The organism is Variovorax sp. EBFNA2, assembly GCF_033802765.1.
Taxonomy (GTDB): Bacteria; Pseudomonadota; Gammaproteobacteria; order Burkholderiales; family Burkholderiaceae_C; genus Variovorax; species Variovorax paradoxus_H.
Map to the genome: position 1 here is coordinate 6,336,615 of NZ_CP138496.1, position 23,020 is coordinate 6,359,634.

At 63.1% G+C, this 23,020-nt stretch carries 21 protein-coding genes; 6 read left to right on the forward strand and 15 right to left on the reverse strand.

What is annotated here, in order from left to right; translation table 11 throughout:
- The first annotated feature begins 46 nt into the window (after positions 1–46).
- Positions 47–1,426: an adenylosuccinate lyase gene (gene purB / locus RZE79_RS29795; protein WP_319358067.1), complete on the forward strand. Its 1,380-nt coding sequence runs from the start codon at positions 47–49 to the stop codon at positions 1,424–1,426.
- Entirely contained in the window at positions 1,426–1,986 is a 561-nt protein-coding gene (locus tag RZE79_RS29800; RefSeq protein WP_056575239.1) for a YaeQ family protein, read from the forward strand. The genes purB and RZE79_RS29800 overlap by 1 nt, the downstream gene beginning before the upstream one ends.
- A 10-nt stretch (positions 1,987–1,996) precedes the next feature.
- On the opposite strand, the gene RZE79_RS29805 is transcribed toward RZE79_RS29800, so the two are convergent.
- Complete coding sequence (locus RZE79_RS29805) at positions 1,997–2,302, reverse strand: putative signal transducing protein (RefSeq protein ID WP_101490818.1); 306 nt, start codon at positions 2,300–2,302, stop codon at positions 1,997–1,999.
- Positions 2,303–2,304: 2 nt separating this feature from the next.
- The gene (locus RZE79_RS29810) at positions 2,305–2,781 is read right to left on the reverse strand and encodes a DUF3717 domain-containing protein (protein WP_319358069.1); all 477 of its coding nucleotides are present in this window, start codon (positions 2,779–2,781) and stop codon (positions 2,305–2,307) included.
- Between the two features lie 507 nt (positions 2,782–3,288).
- Between RZE79_RS29810 and RZE79_RS29815 the strand changes: the two genes are divergently transcribed.
- The 3 genes from RZE79_RS29815 (at position 3,289) to RZE79_RS29825 (ending at position 5,027) form a co-directional block, all read left to right on the forward strand.
- Positions 3,289–4,023 carry a TerC family protein gene (locus RZE79_RS29815; protein WP_101490816.1) on the forward strand — a complete coding sequence of 245 codons (735 nt, stop codon included), beginning with the start codon at positions 3,289–3,291 and terminating at the stop codon, positions 4,021–4,023.
- Positions 4,024–4,109: 86 nt separating this feature from the next.
- Positions 4,110–4,574 (forward strand): hypothetical protein, encoded by a 465-nt coding sequence (locus RZE79_RS29820; protein ID WP_062475284.1) that lies wholly within the window; start codon positions 4,110–4,112, stop codon positions 4,572–4,574.
- Between the two features lie 96 nt (positions 4,575–4,670).
- The gene (locus tag RZE79_RS29825; RefSeq protein WP_101490814.1) at positions 4,671–5,027 is read left to right on the forward strand and encodes a phage holin family protein; all 357 of its coding nucleotides are present in this window, start codon (positions 4,671–4,673) and stop codon (positions 5,025–5,027) included.
- A gap of 33 nt (positions 5,028–5,060) precedes the next feature.
- Here RZE79_RS29825 and RZE79_RS29830 read toward each other — a convergent pair whose 3' ends face one another.
- A complete protein-coding gene (locus RZE79_RS29830; RefSeq protein ID WP_319358070.1) occupies positions 5,061–6,632 on the reverse strand; it encodes a M48 family metalloprotease in 1,572 nt (523 codons plus the stop codon).
- Between the two features lie 54 nt (positions 6,633–6,686).
- Between RZE79_RS29830 and moaC the strand changes: the two genes are divergently transcribed.
- Positions 6,687–7,175, forward strand: coding sequence for a cyclic pyranopterin monophosphate synthase MoaC (gene moaC / locus RZE79_RS29835; RefSeq protein ID WP_319358072.1), 489 nt, complete (start codon positions 6,687–6,689; stop codon positions 7,173–7,175).
- Positions 7,176–7,184: 9 nt separating this feature from the next.
- Here the strand turns inward: moaC and RZE79_RS29840 are convergent, their stop codons facing one another.
- The 12 genes from RZE79_RS29840 to RZE79_RS29895 form a co-directional block, all read right to left on the reverse strand.
- Positions 7,185–8,894, reverse strand: coding sequence for a Wzy polymerase domain-containing protein (locus RZE79_RS29840; protein WP_319358073.1), 1,710 nt, complete (start codon positions 8,892–8,894; stop codon positions 7,185–7,187).
- 107 nt (positions 8,895–9,001) lie between these two features.
- The gene (locus tag RZE79_RS29845; RefSeq protein WP_319358074.1) at positions 9,002–12,871 is read right to left on the reverse strand and encodes a PilC/PilY family type IV pilus protein; all 3,870 of its coding nucleotides are present in this window, start codon (positions 12,869–12,871) and stop codon (positions 9,002–9,004) included.
- Between the two features lie 130 nt (positions 12,872–13,001).
- Positions 13,002–13,445, reverse strand: coding sequence for a type IV pilin protein (locus RZE79_RS29850; RefSeq protein WP_319358075.1), 444 nt, complete (start codon positions 13,443–13,445; stop codon positions 13,002–13,004).
- A 71-nt stretch (positions 13,446–13,516) separates the two neighbouring features.
- Positions 13,517–14,140, reverse strand: a complete 624-nt coding sequence (locus RZE79_RS29855; protein ID WP_319358076.1) for a PilX N-terminal domain-containing pilus assembly protein — start codon at positions 14,138–14,140, stop codon at positions 13,517–13,519.
- The gene (locus tag RZE79_RS29860; RefSeq protein ID WP_319358077.1) at positions 14,137–15,147 is read right to left on the reverse strand and encodes a PilW family protein; all 1,011 of its coding nucleotides are present in this window, start codon (positions 15,145–15,147) and stop codon (positions 14,137–14,139) included. Before RZE79_RS29860 ends, RZE79_RS29855 begins: the two co-directional genes overlap by 4 nt.
- Positions 15,144–15,803: a type IV pilus modification protein PilV gene (gene pilV, locus RZE79_RS29865; protein WP_319358078.1), complete on the reverse strand. Its 660-nt coding sequence runs from the start codon at positions 15,801–15,803 to the stop codon at positions 15,144–15,146. Before pilV ends, RZE79_RS29860 begins: the two co-directional genes overlap by 4 nt.
- Positions 15,800–16,432 carry a GspH/FimT family pseudopilin gene (locus RZE79_RS29870; protein WP_319358079.1) on the reverse strand — a complete coding sequence of 211 codons (633 nt, stop codon included), beginning with the start codon at positions 16,430–16,432 and terminating at the stop codon, positions 15,800–15,802. Before RZE79_RS29870 ends, pilV begins: the two co-directional genes overlap by 4 nt.
- Positions 16,433–16,723: 291 nt before the next feature.
- Entirely contained in the window at positions 16,724–18,433 is a 1,710-nt protein-coding gene (locus RZE79_RS29875; protein ID WP_319358081.1) for a Wzy polymerase domain-containing protein, read from the reverse strand.
- Positions 18,434–18,475: 42 nt separating this feature from the next.
- The gene (locus RZE79_RS29880) at positions 18,476–18,943 is read right to left on the reverse strand and encodes a pilin (protein WP_319358083.1); all 468 of its coding nucleotides are present in this window, start codon (positions 18,941–18,943) and stop codon (positions 18,476–18,478) included.
- A gap of 202 nt (positions 18,944–19,145) precedes the next feature.
- Positions 19,146–19,949, reverse strand: a complete 804-nt coding sequence (locus RZE79_RS29885; RefSeq protein ID WP_153285888.1) for a 3',5'-cyclic-nucleotide phosphodiesterase — start codon at positions 19,947–19,949, stop codon at positions 19,146–19,148.
- A 29-nt stretch (positions 19,950–19,978) separates the two neighbouring features.
- Positions 19,979–22,243 carry an adenylate/guanylate cyclase domain-containing protein gene (locus tag RZE79_RS29890; RefSeq protein WP_319358084.1) on the reverse strand — a complete coding sequence of 755 codons (2,265 nt, stop codon included), beginning with the start codon at positions 22,241–22,243 and terminating at the stop codon, positions 19,979–19,981.
- Positions 22,244–22,315: 72 nt separating this feature from the next.
- Positions 22,316–22,966 carry an FHA domain-containing protein gene (locus RZE79_RS29895; RefSeq protein WP_319358085.1) on the reverse strand — a complete coding sequence of 217 codons (651 nt, stop codon included), beginning with the start codon at positions 22,964–22,966 and terminating at the stop codon, positions 22,316–22,318.
- Positions 22,967–23,020 lie beyond the last annotated feature (54 nt).

The window sequence follows — 23,020 nt, forward strand, 5'->3', positions numbered from 1 at the left end:
AATTCCCCCGCGGCGCGACCCGCCGGGGGCCGCCTAAAATTCGGGCATGAGCTTTTCCACCGTCTCCGCCCTCTCCCCCCTTGACGGCCGCTATGCGGCCAAACTCGCGGCCTTGCGCCCGCTGATGAGCGAACAGGGCTATATGCACCGTCGCGTGCAGGTGGAGGTGGCCTGGTTCATTGCGCTGTCCGACTGCGGCTTTGCCGAGTTCAAGCCCCTCACGGGCGGCGCCCGCAAGTACCTGATGGGGCTGGTGTCGCACTTTTCCGAGGCCGACGCGCTGGCCATCAAGGACATCGAGAAGACCACCAACCACGACGTGAAGGCCGTCGAATACTGGATCAAGTCGAAGTTCGAAGCCCGGCCGGAGCTGCTGGCCGCCGCCGAATTCGTGCACTTCGCCTGCACCAGCGAAGACATCAACAACACCAGCCACGCCCTGCAGATCCAAGCCGCGCGCGACACCGTGGTGCTGCCGGCCATCGACGGCCTCATCGCCAAGCTGCGCGAAATGGCGCACCAGTTCGCCGACGTGTCCATGCTCTCGCGCACGCACGGCCAGACCGCCAGCCCGACCACCGTCGGCAAGGAAATCGCCAACGTGGCGGTGCGCCTGACCAAGGCCCGCGCGCAAATCGCCGCCGTGCAGCTGCTCGGCAAGATGAACGGCGCCGTCGGCAACTACAACGCGCACCTGGCCGCCTGGCCCGAGTTCGACTGGGAAGCCTTCAGCCGCAAGGTCGTCGAGACGCCCGCGCCGCTGGGCCTGGGCCTGAACTTCCAGCCGTACAGCATCCAGATCGAGCCGCACGACTACATGGCCGAGTTGTTCGATGCCGTGGCGCGCGTCAACACGATCCTGGTCGACTTCTCGCGCGACATCTGGGGCTACGTGAGCCTGGGCTACTTCAAGCAGCGCCTGAAGAAGGGCGAGATCGGCTCGTCGACGATGCCGCACAAGGTCAACCCGATCGACTTCGAGAACGCCGAGGGCAACCTGGGCCTGGCCAATGCGGTGCTGCGCCACCTGAGCGAGAAGCTGCCCATCAGCCGCTGGCAGCGCGACCTGACCGACAGCACGGTGCTGCGCAACATCGGCGTGGCTTTCGGCTACGCCACGCTGGCCTACGCCAGCCTGGCCACGGGCCTGGGCAAGCTGGAGCTCAACGAAGAAGCGCTGGCCGACGACCTCGACGCCTCGTGGGAAGTGCTGGCCGAGCCGATCCAGACCGTGATGCGCCGCTTCGGCGTGCAGGGCGCCTACGAGCAGCTCAAGGAAGTCACGCGCGGCAAGACCGTGACGGCCGAGGCGCTGCACGGGCTGATCCGTTCGCTGGCCATTCCCGAAGAGGAAAAAGCCCGCCTCCTGGCCATGACGCCCGCCAGCTACACCGGCAAGGCGGCCGAGCTGGCAAAGCGCGTCTGATGGCCCTCAAGTCCACGATCTTCAAGGCCACCCTCGCCGTTGCCGACATCGACCACGGCTACTACGCCGACCATGCGCTGACCCTGGCGCGCCACCCCAGCGAGACCGACGAGCGGATGATGATCCGGCTGGTCGCGCTCGCGCTCAACGCGCACCAGCTGCAGGACATCTGCAACGGCGACGGCACGCTGGCCTTCGGCGCGGGGCTGTCCAACGTCGAGGAGCCCGACGTGTGGCTGCGCGACTTCACGGGCCAGACCAAAATCTGGATCGAGGTCGGCCAGCCGGAAGACAAGCCCATCATCAAGGCCTGCGGCAAGGCGGACGAGGTGATCGTCTACTGCTTCAACCACGCGGCCGAAATCTGGTGGCGCGGCATCGAGAACAAGCTCACGCGGCCGCAGAACCTCAAGGTCTACCGCGTGCCGACCGAAGCCTCGCAGGCGCTCGCCAAGCTGGCGCAGCGCAGCATGCAGTTGCAGGCAACGATCCAGGAAAGCACGCTGACGCTGGGCGACGGCGTGAACAGCATCGACGTCGAGCTTCTGCGCTGGAAGTGAACCCGCGCAGCTAGGCGGCCGGCATCATCTCGCCGCACTGCCAGCACTGCTCGAAACCGCCTTCGACCTGCTCGCCGCACACGCACCGCCAGCTGCGCTGCGGGCGGTTCTGCAGTTCGTGCAGCAAGCGCTTCGCGAGCTCGTACTGCGATTCGTCGTCGATCCAGATCTCGGGCAGGCACTGGTCGGGCGGTAGCTGGCCCATGACCGCACCGAGGAATTCGCGCTGCACCGTCGCGGCCACGCCTTCTTCGCGCAAGGCATGCGCCCACACGGTCGCGATCGCGAGGTTGGGGGCTTGCGCGAGGCGGCGCATGGTCAGGGCGCCCAGTTTTTGTCGGTGTCGGGATCGAACTCGGGCTCAGCCTCGGCCGGCTGCTGCGCCGGCTCGGCTTCGCGCGCGCGCTCGGCATAACGGTTGAAGCGCCACGCCGAGTCTTCCATGGTGATGCGGCGCCAGGTGACGCGCTTCTCGACCGGCGTCATCGCCGGCCAGTACTGCACCTCGTCGAAGCTGCGCCCGCAGCCCTTGCACTCGTCGTCGCCCTGGCTCGTCGAGCAGATCGCGATGCAGGGCGTGTCGGGCGTGCTGTGGTACCAGTCGAGCCAGGCGGCCCATGCCTTGGCAGGAAAGCCGACCTCGTCGACCTCGTCTTCGTGGTGGAAGACCATGAGCGCATAGACCTCGGCCAGCGCGCGCAGTTCGGGCGCCAGCGTGATGCCGTCGGGCGAGGGAGACTTCTCGCGCCAGTGGTTGATGGCGGCCTCGATGTCGGTGATGTGGATGGCGGCCATGAAGAGTGAAAAAACAGCGAGCGGCGATCATAGTCCCGCAATGTCCCGCGCCTTTTTAGGGGCATGGACGCTACGAAAAGCAGAGCGTGCTTTGCCCAATGCATGCGGGCTGCAGAAGAATCGCTTTCAAATGTGAAGAAAACTTTTGGTTGCCTCGGCCCTGTCTTCAATGCTCTAATCCCGCCCACGAAGGGGAGTAGCTCCCGATCGCTGTTCCCGGGCAGCGTGAATCGTCAGGTCGTCAATACGAAGCACAACACTTCCGGCCTGGCGGGCGACACACGCGCCGACGCCTGTCGGCGCGCCTGCTGTCGTCGAGCGAGACCTTCGATTTGAACCTGCGCAGGTTTGGTCGAAGCGTTCGCAAGTCCCCGGTGTCACCCGGCCTTCGCACCCCCGCTCTCGACCGCACCCGCGCAGGGTGAATCGAAACGCATCGGCATGCCGCTGCCCGTCGTGGTCCCCTCCAGGGAGCTGCGGGCGCGCTGCCAAGACAATGAGGAATCTATGGAACAGTTCATGACCCCGGAATTCTGGGTCGCGGTCGGTCAGATCATCATGATCGACATTCTTCTGGGCGGCGACAACGCTGTCGTCATCGCGCTGGCATGCCGCAAGCTGCCGCCCGCGCAACGCACCCAGGGCATCCTGTGGGGCACCGCCGGCGCCATCATCCTGCGCGTGATCCTGATCTTCTTCGCGCTCACGCTGCTCGCGATTCCGTTCCTGAAGCTGGTGGGCGCGATCCTGCTGCTGTGGATCGGCGTGAAACTGCTGGCCCCCGACCATGACGACGCGCACGGCAACATCACCGGCAGCGACAAGCTCTGGGGTGCCGTGAAGACCGTGATCATTGCCGACCTGGTGATGAGCGTGGACAACGTCATCGCCATCGCCGGTGCCGCACAAGGCGCGGGCGACGGCCACCAGATGCCGCTGGTGATCTTCGGTCTGCTCGTGAGCATCCCGATCATCGTCTGGGGCAGCCAGCTGGTCATCAAGCTGATGGACCGTTTCCCGATGATCATCACGCTGGGCGGCATGCTGCTGGGCTGGATCGCCGGCACGATGGCCGTGTCCGACCCCGCCCTGGCGAACCCGACCAACTGGACCTGGGTGCCGAAGGTGCCGCAGACCGACACCATCAAGTACGCCGCCGGCGTCTTCGGTGCGCTGCTGGTGCTGGCGATCGGCAAGTGGGTGGCCTCGCGCAAGCCGGCTCCCGCCACCCCGGCCCACTGAGCGTTCATCGGTCGATAAACGCCCCGCACTGAAACTTCTTGCATCAATCCGGTCTCTGTCACTCTAACTATCAAAGGAGAGCACCCATGGAAAAGATCATTCTTTACGTCGACGACGCCGTCTATGCCAGCGAGCAGTTCGCCGAACTGGCGCCGGATGCGGACAACGTCGTGGCGCGCCATTGGGTGCTCGTGGCCTGCGCGCCGCGCATGACACACCGGATCAGCAAGTGGGTGAGCCACAGCGCGCGCGAGAACTGGCGCGCCAAGTGGTTCAGCAAGGTGCAGGCGCAGATGCTGCCGCTGCTCGAACGCAACGGCGGCCAGGTGACGGCGGTGCTGGCCAAGGGCCCGCTGACCGACCTGACGCAGCAACTCAAGCGCGAGCACGCGGCCACCCATGTGGTCGATGCGCGCCGCCCGAAGATCGGCGTCGACCTGGAACCGGTCACACCCGACCAGACCCCGCCCAAGCAATCGGGCTGGGCCTTTCCCGGCGCCGTGATGGGCATGGGCGCACTGCTGGTGCTGGCGAACGAACTGGCCGAGTAAGCCCCGGGCCACACGCCCTTCGAACCGACACACGCCCCGCTGCGGCAACGCAGCGGGGCGTTTTTTTGTGCGGGCCCGTGGGGTATCCTGCGGCGCATGCGCATCCTCCTCAAATGGCTTCTCAGCGCCGTCGCGCTGCTCGCGGTCGCCTACCTCTACAGCGGCGTCCAGGTTCAGAGTTTCGGTTCGGCGCTGCTCGCGGCGGCCGTGATCGGCCTGCTCAACATGGTCGTGCGGCCGGTGCTGGTGATCCTGACGCTGCCGGTCACCATCGTCACGCTCGGGCTGTTTCTGTTCGTGATCAACGCCCTGCTGTTCTGGGCCGCCTCGGGCCTGCTCGGCGGGTTCCACGTCAGCGGCTTCTTTGCGGCGCTGGTGGGCTCGCTGATCTACTCGCTGCTCGGGCTGCTCATCGAGAGCGCGCTGGGCGGGCTGCTGTCGTCACGGCGCTGAGCGCCGGCGGCACCGCCCTCTTCCCCTTCATCATCACTTCAGCGGCGGCTCCTCGGCCTGCTGCTTGACCAGCACGTCGACGGCGCGCGCGCGCGTGTCGACGATCGATGCCTCGTAGTGATCGATCGGCCCGCCCGACTTGCGGATCAGTTCCTGCGCCGCCTTGAAGCGGTCGCGCGCCGCCGGGTAATCGAGGATCGCCACGTTGGCCTCGGCGTCGGCGCGGATCGCGCGCAGCGTGTCGTTCTGCGCACCGTACAGGTTGGCCAGCGTGCGCCAGACCGTGGCGTCGCGCGGATGGACGGCCACCCAATCGCGCAGCACCGGCACCATCGGCGCGGGTTGGCGCTGGGCGATCGCGGCTTCGGCCGCGAGGATCATCTCGGGCCGCTCCTTCGACTTGGCGTCGAGCAACGCCGCCGCGCGAGGCGCGCCGCCGGCTGCGAGTTCGATCTCGGCCTGCAGCCAGCGCGCCTGCTTGCTCGCGGCCGCGTCGTCCGCCGTGCGGGTCACGAGCCGTTCGGCCAGCGCACGCGCCGCCTTGAAGTCGCGCAGCGCCTTGGCCGCCATCGCCGCCGCGTAGAGCGTGCCCGCCTGCTGCGCCGGTGAACTGCCCGCGAACTCGCCGCTCGACGCCGCGTTGACCCACAGCCGCAACACGTCGACACCCGGGCGCGTCAGCACGCGGGCACGCGCGGCGACCATGGCGTGGTCCATCACCAGCGGCACCACCGGCGGTGCGGCATCGGCGCGGAACTGGAAGCGGCCCTGCATGTCCGAGATGCGCTCGGTCGTCAGCGGATGGCTGCGCAGGTAGGGGTACGAGCCGTTGTCGTTCAGGCGCGAGGCGTACTGCAGCTTCTCGAACATCGCCGCGGCGCCCTGCGGCGCAAAGCCCGCCTGCGTCATCACGCCGAAGCCGATGCGGTCGGCCTCGCGCTCCATGTCGCGCGAGAAGCTCAGCTGGTTCTGCATGAACAGCGCCTGGCTGCCCATGATCACGGCCTGGCCGGCGTCGGAATTTCGGCTCTTGCTGGCCGCGATCATCCCGAGGATCAGGCCCGCGACCATCAGGGGCATCTGCTTGCCCTGCTTGCTCATGATGCGCGAGATGTGGCGCTGCGTGACGTGCGACAGCTCGTGCCCGAGCACCGTCGCCAGCTCGTCGCGGCTGCCGACCGCGGCCAGCAGCCCCAGGTTCAGCCCGAGGTAGCCGCCCGGCAGCGCGAAGGCGTTGATGTTGCGGTCGCGCCCCAGCAGGATCGTCCAGGCGAAGCGCTCGTCGAGTTCCGGCGTGAGCTCGCCGCGCGCGCGTGCGGCGTCCAGCAGGCGCTGCCAGATGTCCTGCACGTAGGCGGCGATCACCGGGTCGTCGATGTAGTCCGTGTCGCGGTACAGCTCGCGCACGATCTGGTCGCCCAGCCGGCGCTCGGCGCTCGCGGTCATCTCGCCGCCGTCGCCGAGGCCCGGCAGGATCTGCTGCACCTGCGCCAGCGCGGGGGCCGGCAGCAGCACCTGGGAAGCTATTAAAAAAGTAGCGCACACCGCATGCCGGAAGGGCGCCGGGCGGGTTTTCTTGGGGGAAGAAGGAGTCAAGCGCGGCATTCCTCGTCTGTGGCTCGGGCTCGTATGATGCATCTTCAAAACGAACGTTCACCGATGAGCACCCTCACCCACTTCGACGCCCAAGGCCAGGCCCACATGGTCGACGTGGCGGCCAAGCCCGCCACCCACCGCGTGGCCGTGGCCACCGGCCGCATCGAGATGCAGCCCGCGACGCTCGCGCTGATCGAATCGGGCACCGCCAAGAAGGGCGACGTGCTGGGCATCGCGCGCATCGCCGGCATCCAGGCGGCCAAGAAGACCAGCGACCTGATCCCGCTGTGCCACCCGCTCGCGCTGACCCGCGTGGCCGTGGCCTTCGCGCTCGCCGAGGGCGGCCAGGCGCCGCAGGTGGCCTGCACCGCGACCGTCGAGACCGTCGGCCCGACCGGCGTCGAGATGGAAGCCCTCACGGCCGTGCAGGTCGCGCTGCTCACCATCTACGACATGTGCAAGGCCGTCGACCGCGGGATGCGCATCACCGACGTGCATGTGCTGGAGAAGCACGGCGGGAAGTCGGGGAGCTACGTCGCCACGACGGAGTGAGTGAAGCGGCTACAGCTCGGGCGCATCGTCCGGGCGGTTGTCCATCCAGCGGGCGAACGCAGCCGGAAACGCCACCCGAAAGCGCGCGGCCAACGCCTGCGCTTCGGCATCGCGCCCCAGCAGTTCGGCGCTTTCGATCAACTTCATGATCACGCGCGGCTCGGGCGAAAAGTGCAGCACGCGCCCGGCCAGTTCGTGCATGTGCGCGGCATTCGCCGGTGTGACGGCGGTGAGCGTCAGTTCGGCGAAATCCACCTGGCGTGAGAACAGCCACGAGCCCTGGAGCTTGGCGAGCGTGTCGTCACGGTAGGCCGGCAGGCGCGCGTCGCGCGGCAGGTAGATCTGGCTGATGCGGGTGTAGTCCCAGGCGGCGTAGCCGATGACGGCGATCCAGGCTGTTGCGGCGAAGGTGGCGAGCTTTCGGCTGCCATTCACTGCGGGGCGCTGGGGCGATGCCGGCCACAGGATGCCGAGGCACAGGCCGAACACCAGCTGGAAGGGGCCATACCAGAGCGGGTATTCGAGCAGGCTGTGCAGCAGGATGACGCCGAGCAGGCCCCACGCCATCAGCCGCAAGGGGTCGTGCTCGCGCCACGGCTTCGCCGCCGCCACCAGCCAGAGAAAACCGCCGCAGATCAATAGCGCTGCCGGAATGCCCAGCTCGACCGCGAGGTGCAGTGGGAGGTTGTGGGCGTTGTCGAGGATGACGGGGAAACGCGGGCCGTTGTACAGCGTGGCGAAATGCGCGAAGCTGAGTTCGCCCCAGCCCCAGCCGGTGAGGGGGCGCTGGGCGATGAGGGTCAGGACGTTCTGCCAGAGGACGACGCGGCTGTCGGTCGTGACGACGGTGGGTTGCAGGCGGTGGAGCATGCCGGTGCTGGAAGCAACACTGCCGACACTGGCTAGGTACGGCAACAGCCAATGGAATGCGGCATACAAAGGGAGCGCGCTGAGCAAAAACCACAGCGCCGGGAGATTGAAACCCTCGCGCTCCGCTCCTCCTTGCGACGGGTGACGCTCCCGCCATGCCATGACACCGGCGATGCCGACGATCATCAGCAACTGCAGCAGGCCCGTGCGGGACACAGACGCGGCCAATGCGGCGATCAACAGAACGGCTGCGCCCCCCAGCGACCACCCGGCGCGTCGAGATCGCCGCGAGGCATACAGCCACAACGCCGCGACCAAAGTCAGGTTGATCAGGGTCGCAAACTGGTTGCGCTGGCGAAGGTTTCCCCAGGCACGGCCCACCGATGGAGATGTAGTCAAGTGACCAAGAGACTCCGCCAAGCCGTAATACTGGAGCAGCCCAAGGACGGCACTGAGCAAACCTGCGGCGAGCAGGCCCACCGCCACTGAACGGGCATACGGCCCTTGCCCGCTGACCGCTCCCGCGCCAACGGAGGCTGCTGCTCCTATTCCCACGAACACGCCCAATGTCGGCCACAGGAACGCAGTGACTCGGCCCGCGTCCGACAGCGCGACGAAGAACGCACTTGCGGCCAGCCAAACCCACATCTTCCGTTGCAGAGGGGCTGTTGGTATCAGCACCAGCAGTCCTGCAAGGCATGCCCCTGTGACGAACGTCTGCCAGGTATTGACCGAGGGCCCCGCGACCAGCGGGCTCAAGAAAGGGAGCGCCACCAGCCCCGCGAGCACTATGAAACTTGCGCGCTCGGCCACTGGCGTGGGGGAGGCACGGGCAGCATCAACGGTCATCCCTCGACATTGTGCCCTTGGCCCGAATTTCGGGACGGCAGCCCGGCCGGGCGCAAGAGCGATGCCCGACGGCCCTGCCGGCGACGGCTCGCTGTACCGGCAGGAGCTCAGAACGGTGGCGAGATCACCGGCCGCCAAGCGCGACGCCAGACCTTGGGCGCCGAGCAGCCGTCACCAGCCTTCTGTGTGCCGCCCACGCCGGTCAGGTAGCCGGTCTCGTTGGTGCAATCGACATCAGGCCTGAGGTCCGGCCGCCCTTCGTTGGGCTGGCCGATCATGTTGCGCGAACTCACGTTGCCACGCGTGAAGCCGCCAGCAGGGATGGCGACGATCGAATAGAAATCGAAGCTGCCGTTGGAATCGACGTCGAAGGAATACTTGTTCTTGCCCGTCAGCGCGTCGAGCACGTAGATGATGTTGGGCAGGCTGCCGGTGGCCGTGCAGGACTCGAGGCCCAGGTCCTTACTCTCGGGCAGAAAAGACGTGATCATCACGCTGCTGCCCAGGTTGGCCAAGTCGCCCACGATCCGCTCACCATTGGCCATGGCCCCGGTGTAGTTGATCACCCCAAGATTCAGCAGCCACCCCTTCTTGGTTTTCCAGTCCACGGGATTGGCGCTGACCTGGTAGAAATTCTTGCCGTTCTCGATGCCGGTTCCCAGTTTCGCCGACCCCATGTCGATGGTTTGCGCCACCAGATCCGTGAGCACGACCTTGTTGAAGCCCGCCTTGTCGTTGCCCCCGATCGGCGTCTGGTCCCAGATGCCGTAGATGGCCTGCTTCGTGGCCGGCGTCTTCAGGTCATCTTCGTCGAGCAGGATGCCCGTGCCCACCACCACGATGGCGCCGCACTGCGAGGTGGTGCTGTAAGTACAGGCACTCGCGTCGCCAGGATGGACCTGCCATGTCGGTGCGGCGTAGATGGGCTGTGTCTTGCCACCCGGCGTGGTGAACAACGGCCGGTCATAGGACACCACAAACTTCGAGCTTCGCAGGTCGAAACGCCACAGATTGCCGTTGGCGTCACCAGCGTAGGCGGCCACAATCTTGCGGGTGGTGTCTCGCACGGCCACCACACCGCCCAGACCGCGGTTGCCGTCGGTGACGTCGTTGCCAAATGCCGCCGGCAGCGGGATGAATGCCTTGAGCTTGCCAGTGATCGCCTCCACCACATACAAGCCGACTTTCTTGCCGGACGCCGGATAGTGGCCGCTGCCCGTCAGCACGACCCAGGTGCCGTCGTCCAGTTGACCTGCGGTGGGGTTGTTGGTCACATGGGTCAGGTTGTCATATCCCTCGGTCTTGTTGTTCAATTCCCAGAGAAAGTGATCCTTGGTCGGGGTCCGGTTCCCTGAGTTCATGGGTGACTCCAGGCCGTACATGAAGCTGCCCGCGCGCCCGCCCGTGCCAAACACCAGTTGGCGCCATGCGGCCGCTCCGCCCGCAGGGGTCATGTTGTTCTTGTCGTACACGTCGTGCTCCACCAAAGGCCCGTCAAGCGTGTAGCGGAAGCGGAAATTCGAGTTGGCCAGATCGATCTGCGAGGCCATTGCACCCTTGGGCATGAATTCGGCCAGTTCCGTACCGGCCGGAATGCCCGACAGCGTGGTGTCGTTCTTGGCGGCGTTCAGCACATGGACCTTGCCGTTGTTGGTGGCGGCAAAGATGGTCGGAGGCAGCGATGTCTTGTTGCCCTTGTAGGTGGCATAGGTGTCCTTGCCATCGACCGAGCCATAGATGTTGTAGCCCATGTCGATGCGTCCACCCACGAACACCGGCGGCGAATTGACCGACGCGCCGATCGGCTGCTTGCGCGAGCGATAGACGGTGTTGTTGATATCCTTCTGCGGGTCTTCACCCAACAGGTAGCGGATGAAGCTGCTGTCGGTTTTTTGCAGGCTGTCCGCGTTCAACAGCGCCTTGAAGTCGAGTGGCAAACTGTTCAGCGTCGTGTTGTAGTTCAACTCCACGCGCTTGGTGGCCAGTTTGCTGGGCACGTTGGCGTCATAGTCCGACAGGGAAAAAATCTTCCGGCTCGTCAGGGCGGGCATCTTGGCATTGGCAGACCATGCGGGAACTGCCTTGCCGGACGAATCCACGGAAAGATAGCCGCCGTTGGCATTCAGCTGGAAGGCCTTGATGTCGCCGCTGTTGTCGGCCGTTTGATATTCCGTCGTGTACTTGTATTGGTTTTCCAGCGTCTGGAATTCGCTGCTGTTGCCCGACACGGCCACCCCGGCGTCGTTGCCCGAACCCACCATGCTGCTGAGCGCATTGTCGAGAGCCTGGCGAACATCTTCGCCCGAATAGACGCTGTAAGCGCGGCCACCACCGGTGAAACCAGCACGGATGAAGTCATCGACGCGCCGTGCATCGGCCGCGCTGCCAGAGGTCGCGTTCAAGTCGCCAGATGCCCACTTCGGACGCGTCGTTGAATTACCGGCAAGCCAATCGTTGTTGTATGTATTGATTTGCGCCCAAGTCAAACCGCTGGCTGTCCCAGATTCCCCCGATGGCGTCAACCCCCAGCCGATGGTGAAGGTCGTCATGTTCTGCCAGAACGTGGGGTTGTGCTGACCTTCAATGGGGGGGACGTTGTTGGCCAACGTGCCCGAGAAGTCCGTGCGCCAGAAATAACGGGCGGTCAGGTCGGCAAAGCCATAGCTGCTGGCCTCTCCATCGCTGTAAGGGATGTAGAGATTGCGGGCTGCCAGTCTGGTTGCAAGATTGGCATTGCTGGATCCCGTGGCTCCACTCGGGTTGAATTGAAGCGCAGCCGGGTTGCCCGACGGATTTCCGCTGTAGTTCGTGCCCTGCGTGCTGGCATATTTGATATCGGCGTTTTTTGTGGTCGCAGAATTCCACGCACCATCTGACAACACGATCGAGTAAGCGCGCCGGCAACTCAGATCATTGGCTGCACTGGTTTCACCCGTGCTCGTCGGATCGTTTTTCCAGGGATTCCCGTATGTGGACTTGACATCACCGTTGTAATATCCAGCCGCAAGAGACAGGGCGTTGTGACTTGGCGTTCCTTGAGCTGGAATGATTCCGTAGATCCAGTTATAGAACTGTGTTTTCCATTTCTTATTGGCGTCATCCTTGTCGTCGCTGAAATACCGGACACCTCGCACGATATTGGTGGCCGTTCCGCTTCTTTCAGTTGCCGTGTTGGTGTAGTTGTATTGAACATACCCCACACGAAACTTGCTTTCATAGTTTTGCATCGCTTGGCCCACGGCTGTACTGACCGCGAGGGTGCGAGTGCGATACCAGCGATACCAATTGAGAATGTTTTGAAGCTCTTTTTCCTTGGTGCACTCGGTGGCATTTGGCCCACAGTCTGTGCGCTTGTGCCCGCTGGGCAAAGTCACACTGCCTGATGTCGGCGTAATATCTGTCGCGGCATTGGAAGAACAGCTTGTGTTCGTGCATCGAACATAGGTAAATTTCGCATCGCCGTCTACACTGCCCGCCGCGGTGTAAGTAACATAGGACGGGACATAATTATCGTCGTTGATCGTGTAAGCAATGCCCGGCGCAGAATAAGAAAATTTTCTGGATGATTGATTGTCTATGAAAACAAGCGGATTGTCTTCTGCAACGCCACTGGAATTGACTCGAGGCGAGTAGGTAATCGAAGGGTTGTAATACTGCGTATTGACGCTGTTCGAGCGCATGCGATACCAAGCGTAATCGCACGAACTGCTTTTGCATCTTTCAGGCATTGAATACCCTTCCTGGTATTCGTACGCCATCGACCCTGAATTGTCCAATACGAACATCAGATTGGGCTTGGCGCCCGGCACTGCACTGAACAATGGTGCTTGGCTGGGTGTGCCAGCAGCGAACGCGCCGGCGACAGGAAAAACAGCGATAACGAGCGAAGCGATCAAGCGGTAGGCGATCCTTCGAAAAGCTCGCCACGCGCAGGTTGTCTGCGTGGTCGGTGCAAGGGTCTGGAATGCGGTGTTCATCGCGTATTTCCCCGGGCGATCTGGTATTTTTTCAAGGATGCCGTGAGCTGGTGAATTGGTGCGACGCTCGAGGCGCGCAATCAACCGAATCTCAAGCGCTGCTATTTGTTTGAGCGGACTGTTGCGTTCGCTATTTCCAGCAATCCGCAACGTTGACGCCCGTGGCTGGGCTATCTACACCTTTCACGCCTTGGCTGTTCAAGGTCAGCGTGCCGCACTTGTCTGCACTCATGCTTCCCGTGCGGGTGGCCTTGAGGGTGTAGCTGTGCGTGGTGTCGGGCGCGAACACGGCAATGGTGTAGTTGGCGGTGCCTGTCTTGGGCGAATTGCGTAGGTTCGCAGGAAGCATGCTGACGTCGCCGTTCTTCTGCTCGACTTCGCTGGCGCTCGTGCCTCCCGCACTGGCGGTGTAGCGGTCATTGGCCGAGTAATAGCGCTGCATGAACTGCGCGGCTTCCATCAGGATGGCTTGGGCTTCAGCACGCTTGGAACGGCGCACGTACTCCTGGTAGCTCGGCAACGCCACAGCCGCGAGGATGGCAACGATCGCGACCACGATCATGACTTCGATCAAGGTGAAGCCGCGGGACCGACGGGAATCGCAAGGTAGGTATGTCATGGCGAAAAGAGGCGGGGGCATGGGATTCAGCTGCTGCGCGACAACACGGACTGCATCCACGATTCGGCGCCCCGGGTGGATTTACCGGTCGCGTCGTCGAACTTGGCGTTGTTGGCGAAGCCCCGGGCAGTGATCAGATAGCCCGTGAGCTTCGGCGTGGATGTGCTTTCGATTTTTTGGATGAGGCAGCGCGGCTCGATGTTCAGCTGCGCGGAATCAATGTCTGAGCCAGACGGTTTCTTGTTGTAGTAGTCAGCCGGAAGTTTGATCACGTTGTTGCCCGTCCAGCTAGCGCTCTTGCGCCATTCAGCGGCTGTATCCAACTCCGACTCGATGGTGGTGGCGATGATCTTGCCGCGCAGGCCCGTGGTGGAGTACTCGGTGTAGTCCTTGCCGTCGCCGTCGAAGATGGCCACCTGTTCGCAGAAGCGCAGCGCGGTTTCTGCAGCCTCGCGTGCCACTTCCGTCAAGCGGATGCCGTTGATGCTGCGCTCGCTCTGGGTCGCATTGCGAATCGCGAAGGTGCCCAACAGTGACAGGATCACGATCAGGATCAGTGTGATGACCAGCACAGCGCCACGCTCTTGCCGGAAACGGGTACGTCCCGAATGCATGCGCGGGCAGCGATGAATAGAAGGCGTGGTGCTCATTGGATGATCAGGCGGTTTCTCAGCAGCACCGTGGTGATGTAAGCCCTGCGCAGATAGCCGTCGTTGTCAGTGACGTCGACGTTGCTGCAGTTCTTGTAAGACGTCCCGCCGGCGGGCACGTCCTTCACAGGCCGATCGCTGCGCATGAGCAGGCACACGCGCACGCTCAGCACACGACTCCAACGGTCTTCGGTGAGATCAGGAAGGACACCGCTGCTGGCCAACGCGTCGACCCCGGATGCATCCAGGTACTGGACGATCTGGTGCCGCATGGGATCGTAGGTAGAGGCCAGTTCAGCGCTGGGGCGATTGGCCACACCGTAGAGAATCTGCATGTCTTCCACATTGGCCAGCAATGGCTGCGCGGCCCCTATGGCGTTGGCTGTGGCGCTGCTTTTCTCCGATCCGTGGCAGGACAGCATGGGCTGCGTGCTCGCGTCAGCCACCGAGTAACGGTTGTCTGCCAGGGTGTAGTTTGGCGCTGCAGACGCGGGCGTCGGAGGTGGGGCCACCTGCGAGGGAGTCGCCGCGACGATGCCGGTGCCCACACAATTTGTCGCCAACGGCGTGCTGTCAGTCGAGGGCGTCGTGTTGTCCGTGGTGGCCTCGTACCGGATAGCGATGGCGTCGCTGCCACCACCCGGTTTGCACGCCAGGCTGCCAAAGGCGCCCGCAGCGGTGGCATCGGTAAAGCCACCGTCGCACCCACGCACAGCTGGGCCCGCGTAGTTGCCCATCACAGTGGCGCCGCTGCCTGGAATGATCTGCCGCGAGTAGCCGGCTTGCTTGAGCTGCTGCTGGATCAGGTTGAGCGCGAGGATGCCGTCCTCGTTCATCTGCGTTTCGACCTGGGACATCTGGCTGCCCCGGCTCGACGCAACATAGATCGAAAGACTGGACGCCAGGATCACCAGCCCGAGCGTCAACGCGATCAGCAGTTCGAGCAGGGTGAAGCCGGCAATGTGCTGCTGGCGCGCGCGGCGCGGGAAGATCGCAGTCTTTCTCATAGCGTGACCCGGAAATACATGCAGGTCACCGAAGCCTCGGTGGCCTCGGAAATGTTGGCGCCCTTGGGGCACGGCTGCGACTGCCGAAAGCCCTCGCCTTCCTGGATCGAGGTCCAGATCAACCAGATGTTCAGCACGCGGGTGGCCGGCAGGCCGTTCACGCCCGCTGGTGCGTCCGTCAGGTCCGCGGTGACGTAGGCGGTGCCGCCCGGCAACCGGTTGGCGACGTTGGTGAGCCATTGGGATTTGTCGTAGTCCGCAATCGCCGAGCCGCAGGTATTGATGGGGTTCGTGGGATTGGAGGTATCGACCTGGCAACTGGCCGGTGCTTCCGTGGGGTCGGTCGTTGCGGCCGAACGCGTGCTGGCGGTGTACGCCGTGGTGTTGGCGTAGTTCGCAAAGCCGGAGAGATTGGCCCGGGCGCGCTCCGTGTAGTCGGTCACCAGGCTCAAGCCGGTGGCCCGCATACGGGAGAACTGGTTGTACTTGATGGCCGAGGAAGTGAGCCCCGCCATGCCGAACAGGGCAACGGCCAAGATGACGATGGCCACCAGCACCTCGATGAGGGTGGCGCCTCGCTGTCTGTTGTGGGTTCTCATGTCCGTGAAAAAAGGGCGGGGCTGTCCAAGTACGGCCGAGCAGTCGGGCGACTTCATCCCTCGTTGCTATCGCAGTCGGACGCGTTCGCTACGGAACGAACACGGCCGGGCTTGGTGATGCAGAGGGCCTTGCGCGCCCACGGCGTGGCGCTGGCACTGCTGAAACCGGTGGCGTCGATGTCGATGCCATTAGCAGTGCCGTTCAGCAGACCGTTGGGCATAAAGACAAAGCGCCCCGCGGTCTTGAGCTTGATGATCGCGATGCCGGAGGGCTCCACCTGACGAAGCAACAGTTCATCGCCGTTCGTCGAAGAAAAGTCGTTGTTGGCGTCGCGATCGTTGTTGACGAACACGATCCAGCCGCTGGCGTAACCCTTGGTGCCCGCTGTGGTCTCACAAGCGGTAGCCGTGCTTGATGCCACCCGGCACACAACGACCGGGCGTCCGCGCGCGATCGCCTCAGTACGCGCAATGCGCAGCGAGCCGGTCAGAGCGTTGACGGTATTGGAGGCGCGCCACTGGTTGATGAAGCGCGACATCGAAGGGGCGGCAATGCCGACCAGGATCGCAAGGATGGTGAACGTGACGAGCAGCTCGATGGCCGTCAGGCCGCGCTGGCGTGCTCTGGCGGCATGTGTTTGCACTTGTTTTGAAATGTGTCCATGTGTGAATTGAATGATATTCACTCTGGGAGGGCACAAGGCCGCCGCTCATCGCTCCCAAACGACCATCCGGCAGAAGATTTAACAGCCCAGCGTTGGCTTTCTACACTCACGTCATCAAGGCAGTTGCGGCCTCGCAAAGGGCGCCTGCGCTGGCAGCGGCGCGGGCTTCCAGAACTCGTCGTTCGATTGCTGACCAGCGTGAAATCTTGCCTGTTCGTCGCAATGGACTCATGGGTTACAAATTTTCGACGGCCGTGTTTGCCCGAGCAAAATTTTCAAGCCCTTGTACTGCACTTCCATTAATTCAAAAAATCATCGCTCAATCACGTTCTCAGTGTTGAATTTAGCATTCAGCAACTCGGGATACTTTTTCGCGAGACCACCCCAATTTTCAGCAGCTTCTTGGCACGATTTTTTTCCGTGAATTTTACAAATTCGTGAAATCACGACTTGAGCATCACTGCCTTTACCGTTCAACCCCAATGCAATAGCATATCGAAAAAGGACCGGAGGATATCCAAATCTCAGCGCTGCCATTTTCATGGCATTCAATTCATTTACCGTCATTTTCGGCCTGGCCTCTTTGGCGGCGAATTTCTGAAAACTCTCCAGCTGATTCAATACAACAGCGTTCGGAATAGAGATCATCGTCGCTTCCGCTCCTATCCCCGCAGTCTCCAGTCGAAGCGTTCGAAAGGCTTCTTCGAAGCGAGCATAGTCAAAAGCGATTGCAAGAAAAGCAGGGAATGTGAGGATTAAAATGCAACACAGGCTCTTTTTACTCTTGACTTCTATCTCGAATTTATTCGATCCTTGAAGCCACCCCATCAAAAGACCAAGTGGAATTAAAAAATAAGCGTAGTCGAGAGGGTATTCGGACATTGAATGGACAAAGAGCCCGGCAATTATGGCAAATATCCATAATTCCGACGCATCCTTCAAACGGGAAAATACTCCGGCGCCCCAAATAATTAGCGCCAGAACAAGAGCACCGCCAAGAAAAACCCCATTCCACAGCATCAAGTCAAGAATAAGATTATGACTGTGTTCAAAATGTGCTCCGACACTGGGGTGATCAAGTGCAATCGCGTACTGCGCCGCCCCTATTTGTTGCCACCCATAGCCCCAGAGCGGCTCGCGTCTTAATGCGTCAACCATCGAAGACCAATAGGGGAACCTTATTTCCTGTCCAATTGAGTCTTGGAAGTATCGCCCGCCGCCGAGGAGCAGTAACTCGTTTATTTCACGAAGTTTGGAAACACCAACGAAGGCGCTTACACACAAAAATAATAGCAGAGCCCTAGAAAATAGAATTGGCCACCTCCCCTTTTTCATCCATGAAAAAATCGAAAGCATGACCAACTGAAGCAATCCGGTTCGGGATTGAGATAACACCATACCTATGACAAAAAAACTTGCCAACAGAAGAATCGGCAGTCTTCCGATCAACTTGCGCTCATAGATATAAAGCATCGTGCACAACCCCACAAAGCAGATGGTCCCAAAATGATTGGGCTGTGCAACATTTGCAAACGGGCGACCACCCGGCTTCAGCTCTGCAAAATAAACACCCAACTCATGGGAACCGGTCCACTGAAGCAATGCGATGGTGACACTCAGGGCCGAAATCCCAGCGAGCCCAACCAAGAATACCAATAGCCATTCTTCGCCAAATTTACCTTTTGCAACAGCCCCAACAATGGTAGCGCCAAACCAAATAAATACATAAAAAGCAGAAACAACTGCATCGCCGCTATATATTATTTTTCCGAAAATGACCTGGAAAAATATAGCAGCAACCGAAACACATGCAACAAATACCAGCAGGGCTGACTGTTTTCCGTGCTCTCTTTGCTTTACTTCGGCAAGCATCAAAAATGCCATGAGAAAAAAGGCCACGATCGAGGCCCCATCACTCCATGCAGACACCCATGGCGCGTAATGATTGGGAACAAGCCAGCCAATTCCAGCCAGACCCGTCGCCATAAAGATCAAGATTTGCCGAAGAGAAAGTTTGGACATAAAAAAAGGCAGCCGAAGCTGCCCGTTTCATTCAGAGAACTATCACCCGCGGCAGGAGCCCGGACGGAACTTAGGATCGATGGTGCCGTTGCAAACCCAACGACCGATAACCGTACCAGCAGTGGGAGCAGTCGTTCCGGTGGCGCCAACGTACGGGGTCAACGTAATGGTTCCAGTAACGCCCGGGATATTCTGAGCAGTGACGGTAACCACGCCGGCATTGCTGGTTGCCACGCTCGCCACGTACTGGGAAGTAGCAGAAGTCGATTCGCAACCCCACGCACCTCCGTTCGGCAATGAGGTACCTGTAGCCGATTGCACGACCTCGCTAATTGTGGTGCGGCATGCAGACGCCGCCAAAATCAGTTCCGTCACCTTTGCGCGCTTGGTGTAGTCCTGATACGCAGGCAGCGCCACAGCAGCCAAGATGCCGATGATCGCCACAACGATCATCAACTCGATCAGGGTGAAACCCTTTTGCACATTGCGTGCGATAGAACGACGGTTCATTCGATTAACTCCAGGTTGGTTTGTAAAGCCCGGGAACCAGCCCGGAGCGGGGTCACTTCCGCAGCATCCGTGCCACCCGGCTTCCCCACCCTGCAGCCCTCGCTAGGGCCGTCTTTGGTCACAAGATGGTTACATGATGTGACACAACTCGCACTCAGATGCCAAATGTGTCGACAAATTTGTCATGCCCGACCGGGCTTGGTCAGAAGGTCAGCACCCCGTTCGCCTTGAGCCAGCGGATGTCCCGCTGCGCCAACCCTGCCACCTCGCGCCCCGCCAGCATCTCGATCTGGCTCATGATTTCTTCGGTCTCGGCCGGCTTGGTGTGGGTGATGTAGATCGGGTATTGCTTGCCCGGGTCGATCTGCGCCAGTTCGTGCGCCAGCGCCACCGGGGACAGGTGCAGGCTGCGTTCGGCCAACGCCTCCTCGCGGGAGCTGAAGGCGGTCTCGATGACCAGCATCGCCACGTCGATGGCGTTGATGCGCTCCCAGAAGGGCGGGTTGCGTTCGGTGTCACCGCTGAAGACCCAGTGGGCGCCGCCTTCGGCCCGGCGGATGGCGAAGCCGCAGGCCGGCACGGTGTGGACCGCCGGCAGCACTTCGATGAGCTTGGGGGCGTCGCTGCCCAGTTCGAGGCATTGGCCGACGGCGATCTCGTGAAAGCTCACGAAGGGCGATTCGGGGCTGGGAATGCGTTCGAAATTCGGCCAGATGACGTTGTTGAACACATGGGCCCGCAGCGCATCGATGGTGGCAGCCAAGGCATGCACGCGCAGCGGCCGGGTGCGGCGGCTGCCGACGGCGTCGAGCATCAGGGGCAGGGCGGCGATGTGGTCGAGGTGCGAGTGGGTGAGCACCACGTCGTCGATGGCGGCCATCTCGTCGAGGGTGAGATCGCCGACGCCCGTGCCGGCGTCCACGAGCAGGTCCGCATCGACCAGGAACGAGGTGGTGCGGCAGTCCTTGGCGATGGCGCCCGAGCAACCCAGCACGCGTACCTGCATTGTGGAAGACCCCTTGGTTGCGTCTGTCGTCATTTGGTGTCGAACCGGGTGGCGCCGTCCCAGTCCGGGTCTTGCGGGCGTAGCGCCATCGAGGCTAAACGCTGGGCATAGAGCTGGTAAAGGACTTTTTTGGCATCCGCGGCGAGCAGGGGAGCCAGCAAGTTTCGGCCCAGCGCCCAATCCTGGCGGCGGTAGGCGGCGAGCACCTCGCGCCAGCGTTCGAGCTGCTGCCGTGTGGTGTGCTGCGCGTCGGCGCCGTCCTGCTGCGCCGCGAGCGGGGTGTAGATGGCGACGGCCTGGGCCTTGCCCTTGACGCGCACGCTGTCGAGTTCCTGCCAGACGAATCCGGGCGCCGCTTCGCGGGTCGCGCCGCTGGCCACGATCTCGACGCCGTAGTGGCCGCTCAAGCCCTCCAGCCGCGCCGCGAGATTGACCGCGTCGCCGACCACGGTATAGCTGCGGCGCGCGGTCGAGCCCATGTCGCCGACGCTCATGAGGCCACTGTTGAGGCCGATGCCGGCGCTGATTTCGGGGCGGCCGCTCGCGCGGTGCAGGCGGTTGATGTCGTGCACGGCGGCGGCCATGTCGAGCGCGGCCTGCACGGCGAGCGCGGCGTGGTCGGGCGTGTCGATCGGCGCGCCCCAGAAGGCCATGACGCAGTCGCCCATGTATTTGTCGACGGTGCCGCGGTGCGCGCTGATCACCTCGGTGAGCCGGCTGAAGACGGTGTTCAGAAAGGCCTGCAGCTCGGCCGGCGCCATCTGCTCGGACAACCGGGTGAAGTCGCGCATGTCGCAGAACATCACGGTCATTTCCTTGCTCTCGGCGCGCATGCTGTAGCGGCCGGGGCGCACGAGCATTTCGTCGACCAGCTGCGGTGGCACGTAGGTGCCGAAGAGCCGCACCAGCCCGCGCCGCGCGCGCGATTCGACGAAGTAGCCCCAGCTCATGTTGAGCGCGAAGGCCAGCGCCGCCATGACGAGCGCGGACGCCAGCGGGAGCACGAGGCTGTGGCCGATGTAGAGCCAGGTGTTGAGGCCGACCAGTGCGGCGACCACGCCCGCACCGAGCAGCACGGCGCGCGACGCGGACAACAGCGACAGCCCGAATGCGAGCAGGAGCCCGGCGGCCAGCACGGTCAGCACTTCGTACCCCGGCGCGTAGTCGGGCACGGCCAGCAGGCGCTGGTCGAGCAAGCCGGAGACGATGTTGGCGTGCACTTCGACGCCCGGGAACGCCGCGCCGACCGGGGTGGCACGCAAATCCTGCAGGCCGGGCGCGGTGGCGCCGAGCAGCACGATCTTGTCCTTCAATTCGCCCGGCGCGAGTCGACCGTCGAGCACGTCGGCGGCGGCCACGTAGCGGAACGACCCCGCACGCGGACCGCCGGGCCCGCGGAACGGCACCTGCAGGCTGGCGCTCTGGTCGACCGGGATGCGCAACGACCCGAGCACCAACGCCTGCAGGCGTGGAAAGTCGCCATCACCGGCCACGAGCGCGGGCCGCACCGGCGGCGAGCCGTTCGCCAGCCGGTACACCGCCAGCGCCAGCGACTCGTAGTGGCCAGGCGACGCGTGCTCGCCTTCGTAGCGCGCGATGAGCGGCACGCTGCGGATCACGCCGTCGTCGCCGCCGTCACCGACCAGGGTGTTGAGGAACCCCGCGACGGGCGCCGCACTCGCCAGCACCGGCAGGCTGGCCCCGAATCCGTTCCAGAGCGTGACGAAGGAAGCGTGGGGCGGAAAAGCCTCGGGCGGCAGCACCGGCGTTGCGGGCAGCAGCCCCTTGGCGCTGGGCTGTTCGGTGCGCGTGAAGTAATAACCGAGCGCCACGCGCTGGCCGCGCAGGGCCTGGGCCAAGGTCGCGTCGTGGTCGAGGGTCGGTGCGAGCCGGTCGATTTCGGCGGCGAGACCCGGCACACCGCGCAACGGTCCGGCTGCGATCTCTTTCAGGCGCCCGAGGCCGGAGCTCCGGTCGGGCTCGAGAAACATCACGTCGAAGCCCAACACGGCCGCGCGCTGGCGAACCAGCAATTCATTCGTGAGGCTGGCGATCTTGTCGCGCGGCCAGGGCCATTGGCCTTCGCGCGCCAGGCTGGCGTCGTCGACGTCGACGATCACGACCCGCGTGTCGGGCGTGCCCGGCATGGTGGCGCGCAGGCGGGCGTCGTAGATCAGGTGGTCCAGGTGCTCGATCACGCCCAGCCGCCAGACGCCAGTGGCATGGAGCAGCGCCAGCAACACCGGCAGCAGCGTGATGGCAATGCGCGGCCAGTGCCGCAGCAATGCGCTCATGGCCGATCAGCCTTGGACAACGGTGGCCTGACGGCAAAAAAACGGGGAGCGGAGAAGGGCGCCCGCGCCGACTCAGATCCGGACGAACTGCATGCGCGTGGCGCCGCCGAGTTCGAGCACGTCGCCTTCCTGCAGCGCGACGGCTTCGGCGCCCAGTTGCACGCCGTTGAGCGTGACGCTGCCGACAACGGTGGCAGCCACGTAGCCCTGACGCCGGCGGGTGACGACAGCCACGGCCACGCCGGGTTTGCCGATGGTGGTGACCACCTTCTGCAGCGGGACGTCCTGGCCTTCGTTGGCGCCCGAGAGCACGCGCAGCATGGGCACGCCGAGTTCGACCAGCGCGCCCGATTCGGTGGGCGCCGACGAGAGCGGCATCGGGGCCGAATACTCGGAAAGCGAGGCCCGCACGGAACCGGGGCCGGCCATGAGGTTGCTGTGCGAACGGAAATGGATGCGGCAGCCACCGACCTCGATGACGTCGTTGTCCTGGAGCGCCTGCTTCTGGATGGCGAGCGCATTGACGTAGGTGCCGTTGGTGCTGTTGAGATCTTCAATTTCGACTTCGCCGCCGCTCATGTGCAGCACGGCATGCTCGCCGCTGACGGCAAGATTGTCGATCACGATGTCGTTGTAGGCGCGCCGGCCCAACGTCGTGCGATTCTTGGCGAGCGCCACTTGGCCGATGACGACGCCATCGACCGAAATGATCATCTTCGGCATGGCCGATTACTCCCCGTTTGCAAAGATCCAGCACCCTCAGGCGGCGCAAACGGT

Bases quoted from the DNA above. Each gene is read 5' to 3' on its own strand.
- moaC (WP_319358072.1), top strand. From the start codon at position 6,687: ATGAGCACCCTCACCCACTTCGACGCCCAAGGCCAGGCCCACATGGTC.
- pilV (WP_319358078.1), bottom strand. From the start codon at position 15,803: ATGAAGTCGCCCGACTGCTCGGCCGTACTTGGACAGCCCCGCCCTTTT.
- RZE79_RS29805 (WP_101490818.1), bottom strand. From the start codon at position 2,302: ATGCGCCGCCTCGCGCAAGCCCCCAACCTCGCGATCGCGACCGTGTGG.
- RZE79_RS29890 (WP_319358084.1), bottom strand. From the start codon at position 22,243: ATGAGCGCATTGCTGCGGCACTGGCCGCGCATTGCCATCACGCTGCTG.
- RZE79_RS29840 (WP_319358073.1), bottom strand. From the start codon at position 8,894: ATGACCGTTGATGCTGCCCGTGCCTCCCCCACGCCAGTGGCCGAGCGC.
- RZE79_RS29800 (WP_056575239.1), top strand. From the start codon at position 1,426: ATGGCCCTCAAGTCCACGATCTTCAAGGCCACCCTCGCCGTTGCCGAC.
- RZE79_RS29825 (WP_101490814.1), top strand. From the start codon at position 4,671: ATGCGCATCCTCCTCAAATGGCTTCTCAGCGCCGTCGCGCTGCTCGCG.
- RZE79_RS29860 (WP_319358077.1), bottom strand. From the start codon at position 15,147: ATGAGAAAGACTGCGATCTTCCCGCGCCGCGCGCGCCAGCAGCACATT.
- purB (WP_319358067.1), top strand. From the start codon at position 47: ATGAGCTTTTCCACCGTCTCCGCCCTCTCCCCCCTTGACGGCCGCTAT.
- RZE79_RS29810 (WP_319358069.1), bottom strand. From the start codon at position 2,781: ATGGCCGCCATCCACATCACCGACATCGAGGCCGCCATCAACCACTGG.
- RZE79_RS29820 (WP_062475284.1), top strand. From the start codon at position 4,110: ATGGAAAAGATCATTCTTTACGTCGACGACGCCGTCTATGCCAGCGAG.
- RZE79_RS29895 (WP_319358085.1), bottom strand. From the start codon at position 22,966: ATGCCGAAGATGATCATTTCGGTCGATGGCGTCGTCATCGGCCAAGTG.
- RZE79_RS29830 (WP_319358070.1), bottom strand. From the start codon at position 6,632: ATGCCGCGCTTGACTCCTTCTTCCCCCAAGAAAACCCGCCCGGCGCCC.
- RZE79_RS29815 (WP_101490816.1), top strand. From the start codon at position 3,289: ATGGAACAGTTCATGACCCCGGAATTCTGGGTCGCGGTCGGTCAGATC.
- RZE79_RS29885 (WP_153285888.1), bottom strand. From the start codon at position 19,949: ATGCAGGTACGCGTGCTGGGTTGCTCGGGCGCCATCGCCAAGGACTGC.
- RZE79_RS29875 (WP_319358081.1), bottom strand. From the start codon at position 18,433: ATGTCCAAACTTTCTCTTCGGCAAATCTTGATCTTTATGGCGACGGGT.
- RZE79_RS29880 (WP_319358083.1), bottom strand. From the start codon at position 18,943: ATGAACCGTCGTTCTATCGCACGCAATGTGCAAAAGGGTTTCACCCTG.
- RZE79_RS29845 (WP_319358074.1), bottom strand. From the start codon at position 12,871: ATGAACACCGCATTCCAGACCCTTGCACCGACCACGCAGACAACCTGC.
- RZE79_RS29855 (WP_319358076.1), bottom strand. From the start codon at position 14,140: ATGAGCACCACGCCTTCTATTCATCGCTGCCCGCGCATGCATTCGGGA.